This window comes from Paenibacillus azoreducens (genome assembly GCF_021654775.1).
Classification (GTDB): Bacteria; Bacillota; Bacilli; order Paenibacillales; family Paenibacillaceae; genus Paenibacillus_AQ; species Paenibacillus_AQ azoreducens.
Genome location: NZ_AP025343.1, coordinates 2,390,225 through 2,403,049, shown reverse-complemented (window position 1 = coordinate 2,403,049; position 12,825 = coordinate 2,390,225). Strand labels below are relative to the sequence as shown.

Genomic DNA, 12,825 nt, shown 5'->3' with positions numbered 1-12,825 from the left:
CGTACGTTAATTATGAAAGTCTTCCTTGACAAGAGCATCCACAACTTCTTCCAATTTCATGCCGCGCGAAGCTTTGATCAGCACAATATCCTTGGGATGCACTTGCCCGGCGAGGTGAGAAATAAGTTCTTTTTTATCGTCAAAATGGTATACGAGCATCTCCGGATTTTTTAACCGGGCGGCTTTCGCCATCTCTGCAGATAGCGTACCGAAAGCATACAGCATATCCACTTTGCCATCCGCAGCGTATTCCCCGACTTCAGCATGATACTCGAACTCTTTCGGCCCAAGCTCAAGCATGTCCCCGAGAACGGCAATTTTGCGGCGGTGTCCCTTCAGGCTGTCCAGTACATCGATCGCCGCTTTCATGGACATCGGACTGGCATTGTAGGCGTCGCTCAGGACTGTCAGCCCGCTCGGAGCGGTGATTTGCTCGATGCGCATTCCGGTCAAATGAAGCCCGGAGAGACCTTCGCGAATCTCTTCGGCGCCGACGCCGAAGTAATCCGCGACAGCAAGCGCAGCCAAACAGTTGATGACATTATGCTGGCCAAGCAGCGGCAGTTCGAGTCCGGCCTCCGGATGAAGATGAGATGTAAAAATAACGCCTTTGCTGTGGAACATCATGCCGGTTGGATAGTCGCTATTTTTGCCCGGATCCATACCGAAGGTAAATGTTTTGAGCCCTTCGGGTTTGATGGTATCCGGTTCATCCAGCACAAGCGGGATCAACGGCTCATCGCCATGGTACACCAGCAAACCGCCCTGCTTCATGCCGCTTGCGATTTCCAGCTTGGCACGGGCAATTTCATGTCTTGATCCAAGCTGCAACAGATGAGCCTCGCCGATATTGGTAATGACCGCCACTTCGGGGCTTGCAATCGCGGACAGACACTCAATTTCATGTCTTCCGCTCATGCCCATCTCCAGTACGGCAATTTCCGTGTCGGCAGGCATTTCCAGAATGGTCAGCGGCATACCGATATGGTTATTGAAATTCCCGCCGGTTTTATGAACCTTAAAGGACGTTTTCAGCAGCGCATAAACCATGTCCTTGGTGGTCGTTTTGCCGTTGCTTCCCGTTATGCCGACCACGCGGCAGCCGACTTCCGCCAAATAAGCTTTGGCCATTGCCTGCAGCGCGTCAAGCGTATCATCCACCAAAATGACGGGACCTTGTGGCGGAACGCCGCGGTCGCGCTGCCAGAGGACGCCGCATGCGCCGCCTTCAAGCGCTGCCGCAGCAAAGGCATGGCCGTCGAACTTCTCACCGACAAGCGGCACAAACAGCCTGCCGGCGACAAGCTTGCGCGAATCCGTAAAAACCCCTTTCACCTGTATATCATAATCATGGTCATGCGCAAGCTCTCCTCCGCACATGACCGCTACTTCACCCAGCTTTTTCGTAATCACTTATCCATACCCCTTATCGCTTCCTTGGCAACTACGCGATCATCAAAATCGTATTTTGTATGCCCAATAATTTGGTAGGTCTCATGACCTTTCCCCGCAATCAATACTACATCGTCCGGGCTTGCCATTTCAATAGCCTTTTGAATGGCCTCGCGCCGGTCCACGATGAGCTGATAGCGCTCTTGCGGAACGGAATCCTCATGCAAGCCGGCCTCGATATCTTTCAGGATGAGTTCCGGGTCTTCAGTCCGCGGGTTATCCGAAGTAACCATGACAAAATCGCTGTATTTTGCCGCCAGTTTGCCCATGGTCGGACGTTTGGTCCGGTCGCGGTCCCCGCCGCAGCCAAATACGGTAATCACCCGGCCTTTGGCAAATTCATTTACGGTTTTCAGCACATTTTCCAAACCATCCGGAGTATGGGCATAGTCCACGATAACCGCAAACGGCTGTCCTTCATCCACGGATTCCACGCGTCCGTCAACGCCAGGCACCGACTCGAGGCTGCGCTTAATCCCGTCCAGCTCCAGCCCTTCCAGCAAACCTGCCGTAATGGCGGCCAGCGCATTATAAACGTTAAATTTGCCGACCATTTTCAGGTTAATATCGGTGCTGCCCCGGAACGTATCCACATGAAAAGATGTGCCTTGGGCCGTGATGGAAATATTCGATGCGCGCACATCGGCTTTTTCGCCGAGACCGTATGTAACCACCTCGGCCGCGGTCACCTTGGCGAAATAGCTTGAAGCCTCGTCATCGGCGTTCAGCACGGCATATTTCCGCTGGTTTTTCTGATGCGCGAATTTGTTGCCGAGCCGGGCGAAGAAAAGCCCCTTGGCCGCTTTGTACTCATCCATCGTTTTATGGTAATCGAGATGATCCTGAGTCAGGTTGGTGAACACCGCCGTGCGGAAATCGGTCCCCTTCACGCGCCCCTGCTCCAGCGCATGGGAGGAAACCTCCATCACGCAGCACTGCACGCCGTTTGCGGACATGTCATCCAGGGAACGCTGCAGTTCAAGCGCTTCGGGTGTCGTTCCGGACATCGGGAACGTACGGCCGCCGTAACGCATTTGGATCGTTCCGATCAGGCCTGTAGGCACCCCGTGATCATTCATCATTTTTTCGATCAGGTAAGTCGTTGTCGTTTTCCCGTTGGTTCCGGTTACGCCAATCATCTTCATATGCGAGCTTGGGGAGCCAAAAAAGGCATCCGCCATAACGGCCATGGCATAACGGCTGTCTTTGACGATAATTTGTGGAAGGTCAAGATCAAGCTGCCGCTCTGCCACGAGCGCCACCGCGCCCTTTTCGACTGCCTGGGCAGCATAATCATGGCCGTCCACCGTATGGCCGGGCAAACAGATAAATACGTCCCCCGGCGCAACTTTGCGCGAGTCGGTCTGAAGACCGGTGATGGTGATATCTCCGTTGCCTGTAATTTGTGCGATTGTTAGTGTTGAAGCCAATTCGTTTAATTTCATTACATATCCCTCGCTCTAGTTTCTATTATCGTCACTGCTGCGATAATTAAGACTTTAATCGGGAGCTTTGCCCTGCTCGCCTTGGTTGGGATCGGACCCCATATAAATACGGATGGTCGACCCCCTCTCCACGCGGCTGCCCGGCTTTGGTGCCTGGCTGACCACCGTGTTGCCGGTGCCCGATTTTGCCAGCATGAAGTTCATGTTCAAATCTTCGTACAAATCCTGTACCGTTGCTCCGACCAAATCCGGCACGGTCACGATCGGCGTTTCTCCGAATCTATACGCCTTAGGCATTTGATCCTTGCGCTCAGGCACATTGAGGACATGAAGCGAATCCTTCAGAATGCGCTGCACGATTGGCGCAGCTACCACGCCTCCGAACTGGATGCCCGCCGGATTGTCCACGGCGGTATATACCACAAGCTGAGGATCGTCGGCCGGCGCGAAGGCAATAAAGGAAACGATATGCTCCGAGGCGGAATACCTTCCGTTCACCACAATCTGCGCCGTCCCCGTCTTCCCGCCCACCCGGTAGCCGTCAATGAAGGCCGGACGGCCCGTGCCGTTGGCCACGACGCTTTCCAGCGCTTCACGGACCTGCTTGGATGTCTCCTCGGAAATCACTTGTCTGACCAGCTGCGGCTTGTTTTCGCTGACCGTTTCGCCTGTATCGGGATTCACCCACGCTTTGGCCACATAAGGCTTATACAGCTTGCCGCCGTTTATGGCCGCCGAAACGGCAGCCACCTGCTGAATCGGCGTAACCGATACCCCCTGACCGAAAGCCGTGGTTGCCAGTTCAACCGGGCCGACCTTCGAAAGCTTGAACAAAATTCCGTTTTCTTCCCCGTTCAGGTCAATCCCCGTTTTCGAACCGAATCCGAAATTGCGGATGTACCCAAAAAGCGTATCTTTCCCCAAGCGGTTGCCCAGCGTGACAAACCCGGGGTTGCAGGAATTTTCCACAACCTGCATAAAGGTTTCGCTGCCATGCCCGCCCCGCTTCCAACATCTCAACGTTGCGCCGCCGATTTTGATGTAGCCCGGATCAAAGAATCGTTCGTTCTTCAAATCCACCTTTTTTTCCTGAAGCGCAGCTGCAAGAGTGATGATCTTGAAGGTGGAGCCGGGCTCATATGTCATCCAGATCGGCAGGTTTCGGTTATACACTTCCGCCGGGTACTCTTTGTAATTGCCCGGTTCATATCCCGGTCTGCTGGCCATCGCGTAAATTTCGCCCGTCTTCGGATTCATGGCGATGGACCAGGCGCCTCTGGCCTGATATTGAAGCATGGCTTGATCCAGCTCCCGCTCCATGATCGACTGAATGGATTGGTCTAGTGTCAGCTGCAAAGTAAGCCCGTCCTTCGGAACGTTGTATTTCTCCGAGGAGCCCGGCATGATGCGTCCGCCTGCATCCGACAAATAAGAGACGCTTCCATTGATCCCTTTAAGTTCACTGTCATACTTCTGCTCGATGCCGGTCAGCCCCTGATTGTCGATTCCCGTAAAGCCAAGAATGTGGCTTGCAAGATCCCCATAAGGATAATACCTCTTATTGTCCTCAGCAACAACGATACCCGGCAGATCTAAATCACGAATTTTCTGAGCGAGCTCCATCGTAATTTTGCGTCCGCCGGGCTGTAGTTTCACGCTTGATTCCCTTTTCGTAATCGTTTTTTTAACTTTTTCCTCCGTCATTCCGAGAAGGGGCGCGAGCAGCTTGGCCGTCTTGTCCGGATCTTTCACCTGCACCGGAACTGCCATAATCGTTGGCGAACTGATGTTGTATGCAAGCGCGGTACCGTTGCGGTCCTGGATTTCTCCCCTTTTGGCCATGGACGGAATATTTCTTCTCCAGTTTTCTTCCGCTTTGGCCGCAAGCTCCGGGCCTTGGCCGAGCTGTACATAAGCGAGCCTTACTATTATAGCAACAAACAGCAAGCATAGTCCCGTCAAAATCACCAGCAGTCTGCGTCTGCGCGTTACGTTCGAAACTTTCACCTGTTACTCCTCCCCGCTTATCCTGAAATCATGACCGTTATTCCTATCATGGTATTCAGGACAAACAGGGGTTAGAACAAGCTGTTTGAGAGGTTGTTTAATTGTCTCTATTTTTGCCGTTGGTTCTGCCCGTGGAGGAGCGGACCTTTTTATCGTCCGTTTTTTTGGTCTTTTTGCTTTTATCGCTATTCTTTGTTTCGTCCTCCTGGTTTTGCTGGTCGCTTTGCTCCCCATTGGCGTCCTCTTCAGTCTGTTCGTTTGGATCGTATGATGGTTTCATCGTCAGCTGCACGATTCGTTTGCCGCCCTGATTGACGACCTGCTGGCCGGCAACATAACCTTCGCCGTTCACGTTTACGGCCACTTTCATCAACGTCAGCACATCCAGGGCATCGCGCAGAGATTCGCCTCTAAGATCGGGAACCTCCATCGTTTTGTCGGTCTCGGTTAGCAGATATATACGCTGCCCCGGATTTAACGGCGTCCCCTTGGCAGGGAACTGTTTCATGACCGTCGGGCCTTTGCCCAAGGTGTCAAACGCGATGCCGGATTTCAGCAGCTGCTTTTCGGCATCGGCTATGCTTTTCTGTACCAGATCCGGGGCAGGCGGACGGTTTTGCGCTTGAATAGCATCGTTTTTGCTGCCGGATTCCGTTTTAGTCGTCGTCGTTTTGGGAACTCCCATGTATTGAAGGGATTGCTGCACAATCTTTTTAAAGACAGGAGCGGCAACCTTGCCCCCGCCCACCGTCGAATCGTTAGGCTGGTCCATAATGACGATGACGGCAATTTTCGGATCGTTGACCGGCGCATAACCGATAAAGGAAACGACCGATTTGGAATAATCGTATTGTCCATTAATACTTTTAACGGCGGTACCGGTTTTACCGGCGACTCTGTAACCGTCAATGTATGCATGGCGGCCTGTGCCTATCGACTGATCCGCAACGACCTGCTCCAGATATCCGCTTGTTTCCTTCGCGGCTTCCGGCGAGATGACCTGACGACCCTCAGCTTTATAAGGCTCCGTTGTCCCATTGTTCGGATCATATGTTTCTTTAATGATTTGCGGTTTTAACAGCTTGCCCCCATTTGCCACGGCGCTGATCGCCGCAAGCTGCTGGATCGGCGTAACGGATACGCCATGACCGTAAGAAGCAGTAGCCGTTTCGACCGGGCCGGGAAGCCTGATTTCCGGTGCTATTTCTCCCGGAAGATCGATGCCTGTCTTTTTGCCGAAACCAAAATCCGTTATATACTTCAACAGCCGTTCCTTGCCCAGCATTTCCCCTAGTTTAACGAAAGCCACGTTACTGGAACGTTTGACCCCTTCCAGATAAGAGATCGTTCCCCAGCCTGACCGGACAATGTCGTGCAGGGGAGTCCGCGTGCCTGGCGCCATGATTTGGCCGGACTTGAATTTTGCGTTCGGATCAAATAATTTCTCCTGCACCGCCGCGGCCAAGGTGATGATTTTAAAGGTGGAACCCGGTTCATAAGTCGCTTTGACAGCATAATTGAAAAAGTCCTGCTGATCTTGGGTATTCCAATACGTATTCGGATCAAATGTCGGCAAATTGGCCATGCCGAGAATCTCCATCGTCTTCGGATCGGCCGCGATGACCGTCATACTGATCGGCTGATATTTATCATACGCCTCTTTCATTGCATCTTCGATATAATACTGGATCGTATCGTCAATCGTCAGCTTAATATTTTTTCCATTGACAGGCGCCTTATAGATTTCTTCCGAATTGGGGAGCTTATCGCCAGAGGTATCCGACTCGTATTTCAGATGTCCTTTATCTCCCTCCAGGACCTTATTCATGTAGATTTCAAGCCCGGCGACGGGATTGCCTTGGCGGTCCGTATACCCTAACACATGGGAAGCTAATGATCCTTTCGGATAATAGCGTTTGGATTCTTTTATTAAGCCGAGGCCCGTTTCCTGACCTTTCTTTTTCCCTTTTAGCGCTTCTTTCAGCTTTTCGTTCAGCTTATCGATTTGCGTTTTCTTGTTTTCGTCGATTTTCCAGCCTTCGTTCCGGACTTCACGGCTTTTGGCGAAATCGCCGCTTTTGGGATCTTTTGCGATCATAATCTCCTTCAGTTCGTTGACGTCCTTGCCCAAAATTTGGTGAAGGCCGTCCACGATCATATCTTCCAGGCCATTGGCCTGAATGATCTTAGGACTGACAACGACTGTGTATGCGGGAGCATTGATCGCAAGCGCATCCCCGTTACGGTCCGTAATAATCCCCCGCTCTGCCGGAATATCCGATTCCTTGACCCATTTGGCGGCGCCCCGCTCATGCCATTCGCGTCCCTGCACAATCTGCAGCGAAAACATTCGGAATATTAAAACAACAAAAAGGAGGGTGATGAATCCTCCTAGGAGCAATGTGCGCAGTTTTATTCTTTTAACCATCGTTCAACCCTCGCAAGCCTATTTTTTGGCGTTTCCCTTCACGTCCGAATTTACTGTTCCGGAAGCTATCGGCGTCCGTTCCACATTAATCACCGGCTGGTCGATCGGCTCCTGGTATCCAAGCTTTTTCGCTTCATTGCGGATCCCCACTTCAAGCTGCTGCTTCAATACGACCAGTTTATTGATTTCCGCTTTCGCACTTTTAATCGCTCTTTCCGCCTGCTGGTATTCCTTGTTCAGCCCGTAAATATTCGCGTTTTGCCAGATGATCAGGCTTGCTACCATGACGCATACAATGACGGTGAGCAGGTACAACAGCTTCTCTTTCGTTGGAAGAGATGTACGGCGTGTTACCACCATCGTTTTTTCCCGGTAACCGGGAGATGTGCGCTTAGTCTGTGTTTGTTCTTTTACTGCCAAGTTACCACGGGTGTAGGCCATGTCTTCTTCCCCTTCATCATAGTCTTACGCTTTTTTCAAGAGTTTGTTCAAAGAGTCCGCTTTTGATTGAATGAACCAGAACCTTTTTGAACTTGCACTCAAAGCATAGAATTTGAATTCAAATCATGGCTCAATACTGAAATTAGTTCTTGACAAAGTGCAAGGTGGCCGCTGCGGTTACGGATCATTCTTCCGATCGCTGTTGTCCCCAAATTTCTTGATTTCATTTTTCAAAAAGGTAGAAATTCGGAGACAAAGCGTATGCTTCCGATGCTAGCTTTCCTTCGGAAAGCTTTTAGGCGAACGCTATCGCTTCTTCAGATCGATTCCGTCCCCTCCGCTACTTTCGTTTTTTGTAAAGCACTAATTATAATATAGAGCCCAAATCATTCCTATAGTTTCTCTGCAACTCTCAGCTTCGCCGAGCGTGCGCGCGGATTCTGCAAAAGTTCCTCTTCGCCGGCCACAATCGGTTTCCGGTTGACCAGCTTAAGCTCGCCTTTCCCTCCGCATACGCACATTGGAAAGTCGGGAGGACATGTGCATCTTCCTACATAACTGTTGAAAATCTGCTTGCAAATCCGGTCTTCAAGCGAATGAAACGTAATGACCGATACCCGGCCCCCGGGTGCCAAGCAGCGCACGGCTTGATGAAGCGCCTCTTCAAAAGCGCCGAGTTCATCATTGACGGCAATCCGCAGCGCCTGAAAGCTCCGTTTCGCCGGATGTCCTCCGGTTCTGCGCGCCGCCGCCGGGATGCCTTCTTTGATAATATCGACAAGCTGTCCCGTAGTTTGAATAGGCGCCTGCTCGCGGTGTTCGATAATGAACTTCGCAATGCGCCGGGAGAACTTCTCCTCCCCGTATTGGAACAAAATCCGCGCGATTTCCTGCTCCGGCCACTCATTAATGATATGCCAGGCGGTCAATTCCGAGGACTGATCCATCCGCATGTCCAGAGGCGCATCATGGTTATAGCTGAATCCGCGCTCTCCTTCGTCAAATTGCGGCGATGAAACGCCCAGATCAAACAATACGCCGTCAACCTGGGGAATCCCGTCCTTCATCGGAACCGCGAGTCCCTTCAGCGTTTCCTCCAAATGGCGGAAATTCGTTTTGACGAGCGAAACCTTGTCCGCATAGGAAGCCAGTTTCTCCTTGGCATGATCCAACGCCCAGTCGTCCTGATCCAGCGCAATCAGCCTGCCATATTCTCCAAGCTTGGATGCGATCAGGGAGCTGTGCCCCGCCCCGCCAAGCGTACAGTCGACATAAATGCCGTCTCGTTTGATGTGCAGCCCTTCTGTCGCTTCTTCTTTAAGCACCGTGATGTGATGAAACAAGCTGCAGCCCTCCATACTCATTACAATTCGAAATTAAAATCAACCAGCTTTTCAGCAATTTCGTTAAACGCACCTTCAGACTGCTGAAAATAAGCCTCCCAAGTATCCTTGCTCCAGATTTCTACGCGATTGGATACTCCAAGCACGACGCATTCCTTGTCAAGCTTCGCGTATTGCCGGAGATTCCCCGGTAAATTTACCCTTCCCTGTTTATCCCATTCGCATTCCGTGGCGCCCGAGAAAAAGAACCGGGTAAATGCACGCGCATCCGATTTCATCAGCGGCAGCGATTTCAGCTTCTGCTCCAGAATGCTCCATTCCTGCATAGGGTAAACAAAAAGGCACTGGTCCAAGCCGCGGGTGATCACAAAGGAAGAGCCCAAAAGCTCACGGAATTTGGCAGGGATGATCAAGCGGCCTTTATCGTCGATGCTGTGCTGAAACTCTCCCATAAACATGCGGCCACTCAACTCCTTACCCTAAATCCCCACTTTGCACCACTTTCCACCACTTAAGGATACTAGATTCGCTGCTTAAAATCAAAATCCTTCTTCGCTTTCATCTTTTTTTGGATATTATTAGCAGACATTCGGGGCAAACAAAACAAAATCCCCTTGATCCATAAGGATTTCAAGGGGTTTTTGCGAGAATGATTTTTCATTCTATTCTACCGCTTATTCATGTCCTGTCCAGCTGTCCAAATATTCAATCTGTTCGCGGCTAAACGTATCGATCCCGATGCCGAGGCTTTCCAGCTTGTAGCGGGCCACCTGCTGATCGATTTCGTATGGCACGTTCAAAACCTTGCTGCCGATCGACTTATAGTTTTCGTTCACGTATTTCAGAGACATTGCCTGAAGCGCAAACGTCATATCCATAATTTCCGCCGGATGCCCGTCCCCCGCGCCCAGGTTGACCAAACGGCCTTCTGCCAGCAGATAGAGTTTGCGCCCATCATGCAGCTTGTACTCTTCGATATTGCGGCGTACGGTGCGGATCTCCCCTGCGCGTTCGGACAAATCCGTTTTGTTGATCTCGACGTCAAAATGGCCGGCATTGCATAAAATGGCTCCGTCTTTCATCGCATCGAAATGCTCGCCTGCAATAACGTCACGGTTGCCTGTTACAGTCACGAAGAAATCGCCGTGCTTCGCAGCTTCGGCCATCGGCATCACTTCGAAGCCGTCCATATGGGCTTCAACGGCACGGATCGGATCCACTTCGGTCACGATCACTTTCGCTCCGAGCCCTTTCGCGCGCATGGCGACCCCTTTGCCGCACCAGCCGTAGCCGATGACGACAGCCGTTTTCCCTGCCACGACCAGGTTCGTGGTCCGGTTCACCGCATCCCACACCGATTGGCCTGTTCCGTAACGGTTATCAAACAGGTATTTGCAGTAAGCATCATTCACCGCTACCATCGGCAGTTTGAGCAGCCCTTCTTTCTCGAGCGCCTTCAGACGGATGATTCCCGTCGTTGTTTCTTCCGCGCCGCCGCGGATCGTTGCCAGCAAATCGGGACGCTCCGAGTGCAGAATCGTAACGAGGTCGCCGCCGTCGTCAATGATGAGGTCCGGTTTGGTCTCCAGGGCGCGGATCAGGAACTCCTTGTATTCCGCCGGGTCCGGATTGTATTTGGCGAGTACCGTTACACCGTCCTCCACCAGCGCTGCACACACATCATCCTGAGTCGACAGAGGATTGCTGCCCGTAATCGTCACTTCAGCCCCGCCTGCCTGAACGACCTTTGCCAAATAAGCGGTCTTGGCCTCCAAATGGAGCGAAATCGTGACTTTCAGGCCTTTAAAAGGCTGCTCCGCTTCAAATTGCTTGCGGATTTGGTTCAGCACCGGCATATGCGCTTCTACCCAGTCGATCTTCAGATGTCCTTCCGGGGCTAAAGCCATATCTTTTACCACGCTGTTCTTCAAAGACAGTGTACTCATGAAAAACCTCCTCATAATGTCGATTAAAGTTCATTTTGCCGTTTACTGCATTTCGATAATTTGATGTTCTGCCGTGTAGCGCGTACAGCTTCCCAGGATTTCGCCGATCCAGCCGAAGCCGTAACGATTTATATAGTAGAAAATATTATAAACCCTTTCCTGAGGTTTGCCCATGGGGAACAAGGATACGTAAATATGCTCCCATCTACGAAGCGCCGCTTCATGCTGCTGTTCCAGCGCCTGCTTCGTTTTCCGTTCCAGATAAGAGACCTGCTCCAGAATCTTGCCCATGTTTTTCTCCCCAAGCGGGATCAACCCGGGCTGAATCGTCCCAAGCTCATGGATAAGCGGCCCGTACAGCTTGGCAAAAGCTTCTCGCGTCTCTTCGAATCTGGTTTCAATATGAAGATCGGCCTGGGCATTCAACCAGTTCTGGCGTTTCTCCTCGTAACGGTGCTGGACGTCTTGGAAAGACAGTCCGAAATGATCCATATACTTCCGCAGCGTCCCGCTTACCAATGTAAAAGACATCCGCGGCAGCAAAATCGGTATTTGCAAGCCGAGCACAGGGAAGGCGTCTTTCGTAATCGCCCAATAAGAGATTTCACCCTGGCCCAGCACGGTACAGAGCACCGGGAGCAGAGATTCCTGCATAAGCGGCCGCGTCAGTACGTTATTGCTGAATCGTTCCGGGTGGCTTTCGAGTTCGTGGTACAGCTCCTCCTTGCTGAATCTTACCGCGCCTTTCCGGTCCGTAAAGTTTCCGTTCTGTTTTTGCAGCAGCAGCCGGTTTCCTTGGTAAATGTAAAAGAGATTGGCGCTTTCTGCCGATACATCCGCCTGCAGCTGGTAGCCTTTACCCGTAATACGGGCTGCCGCGGATTGATAGGTTTGGCCAAGTTCGTCGTTATGTTCGATCATCCGCTTGAACACGGATATTTCCAGCTTGCGCAAGCCGGGATCCGCCGAATCGAGCAAAATCAGGCCCATTTCCCCAAACAAACGTCCCAGCAGCTTGGCAAAAGCATCGCTTAAATTGTCGGACTCCTTAGCCGACTGATGCAGCAGCTCGACGATTTCCGGCTTGTTGGCGCTGTCCGGCAGCATGACCGCCAATTGATCCAGCGCTTTTCGCCACTGCTCGGAAGTAACCGGGGTGTTGCTTACCGGCCCTTTCGGACCAGGTGCCGCATCCATTTTGATTTTGGCGATCTCAAGCTCCGGCGTCATGACATAAGTGTGGTTCACCTCATCCCAGTCATGATCTTCGCCTGCAATCCAAAATACGGGCACAACCGGCCGCTGCAGCTTCTCCTGTGCCTCTTTTGCAGCCAGAATGATCGTAAGCGCCTTATAGACGACAAGCAGCGAACCGGTAAACAGTCCGCTTTGTTGTCCGCCAACGACGGCAAGCGTACCGGTCTGTTCCAGCAAATCGAGAGATTTATGTACCTCCTGATGGTCGTTATGGCGTTTATTGTATTTTCTAAGACAAGACACCAGTTCTTTTCTGCCCACCCGGGTTTCTTCGGACTCATCCAGCCATTTGAGCCGGCTGCCCCAGGCGGCCTCCTCGCGGAAATCCGCTTCATACAGTTCCTGTACGCGCGCAAAGTGGTTTATATAATCGTCTGCGAGAGCCGAGCCGCTCTTCAGCGAATCTGAAACAACATTCATGAGGTCTGCCTCCTATTTTTGTACCTGTTCAAGTGACCCATATATTGCCGAAAAAAGGTGCATTGGATTTTTGCAAAATCCCCTTT

At 51.7% G+C, this 12,825-nt stretch carries 9 protein-coding genes; all 9 read right to left on the bottom strand.

Annotated features, from left to right (window positions below):
* Positions 1 to 6: 6 nt before the first annotated feature.
* Positions 7 to 1,410 carry a UDP-N-acetylmuramoyl-tripeptide--D-alanyl-D-alanine ligase gene (locus L6442_RS10190; protein WP_306436701.1) on the bottom strand — a complete coding sequence of 468 codons (1,404 nt, stop codon included), beginning with the start codon at positions 1,408 to 1,410 and terminating at the stop codon, positions 7 to 9.
* Positions 1,410 to 2,897: a UDP-N-acetylmuramoyl-L-alanyl-D-glutamate--2,6-diaminopimelate ligase gene (locus L6442_RS10185; protein ID WP_212980094.1), complete on the bottom strand. Its 1,488-nt coding sequence runs from the start codon at positions 2,895 to 2,897 to the stop codon at positions 1,410 to 1,412. Before L6442_RS10185 ends, L6442_RS10190 begins: the two co-directional genes overlap by 1 nt.
* A gap of 54 nt (positions 2,898 to 2,951) precedes the next feature.
* Positions 2,952 to 4,904, bottom strand: coding sequence for a stage V sporulation protein D (locus L6442_RS10180; protein ID WP_212980093.1), 1,953 nt, complete (start codon positions 4,902 to 4,904; stop codon positions 2,952 to 2,954).
* A gap of 97 nt (positions 4,905 to 5,001) precedes the next feature.
* Entirely contained in the window at positions 5,002 to 7,332 is a 2,331-nt protein-coding gene (locus L6442_RS10175; protein ID WP_212980092.1) for a penicillin-binding transpeptidase domain-containing protein, read from the bottom strand.
* Between the two features lie 18 nt (positions 7,333 to 7,350).
* Positions 7,351 to 7,773 carry an FtsB/FtsL family cell division protein gene (locus L6442_RS10170; RefSeq protein WP_194230038.1) on the bottom strand — a complete coding sequence of 141 codons (423 nt, stop codon included), beginning with the start codon at positions 7,771 to 7,773 and terminating at the stop codon, positions 7,351 to 7,353.
* Positions 7,774 to 8,165: 392 nt separating this feature from the next.
* Positions 8,166 to 9,116 (bottom strand): 16S rRNA (cytosine(1402)-N(4))-methyltransferase RsmH, encoded by a 951-nt coding sequence (rsmH, locus tag L6442_RS10165; RefSeq protein ID WP_212980091.1) that lies wholly within the window; start codon positions 9,114 to 9,116, stop codon positions 8,166 to 8,168.
* A gap of 20 nt (positions 9,117 to 9,136) precedes the next feature.
* Positions 9,137 to 9,574, bottom strand: coding sequence for a division/cell wall cluster transcriptional repressor MraZ (mraZ, locus tag L6442_RS10160; RefSeq protein ID WP_194230040.1), 438 nt, complete (start codon positions 9,572 to 9,574; stop codon positions 9,137 to 9,139).
* Positions 9,575 to 9,790: 216 nt separating this feature from the next.
* Entirely contained in the window at positions 9,791 to 11,062 is a 1,272-nt protein-coding gene (locus L6442_RS10155; RefSeq protein ID WP_212980090.1) for an adenosylhomocysteinase, read from the bottom strand.
* A gap of 42 nt (positions 11,063 to 11,104) precedes the next feature.
* Positions 11,105 to 12,739: a bacillithiol biosynthesis cysteine-adding enzyme BshC gene (bshC, locus tag L6442_RS10150; protein ID WP_212980089.1), complete on the bottom strand. Its 1,635-nt coding sequence runs from the start codon at positions 12,737 to 12,739 to the stop codon at positions 11,105 to 11,107.
* Positions 12,740 to 12,825 lie beyond the last annotated feature (86 nt).

Excerpts from the sequence above, each read along its gene's own strand:
- L6442_RS10185 (WP_212980094.1), bottom strand. The coding sequence starts at position 2,897 with ATGAAATTAAACGAATTGGCTTCAACACTAACAATCGCACAAATTACA.
- L6442_RS10175 (WP_212980092.1), bottom strand. The coding sequence starts at position 7,332 with ATGGTTAAAAGAATAAAACTGCGCACATTGCTCCTAGGAGGATTCATC.
- L6442_RS10170 (WP_194230038.1), bottom strand. The coding sequence starts at position 7,773 with ATGGCCTACACCCGTGGTAACTTGGCAGTAAAAGAACAAACACAGACT.
- mraZ (WP_194230040.1), bottom strand. The coding sequence starts at position 9,574 with ATGTTTATGGGAGAGTTTCAGCACAGCATCGACGATAAAGGCCGCTTG.
- L6442_RS10155 (WP_212980090.1), bottom strand. The coding sequence starts at position 11,062 with ATGAGTACACTGTCTTTGAAGAACAGCGTGGTAAAAGATATGGCTTTA.
- bshC (WP_212980089.1), bottom strand. The coding sequence starts at position 12,739 with ATGAATGTTGTTTCAGATTCGCTGAAGAGCGGCTCGGCTCTCGCAGAC.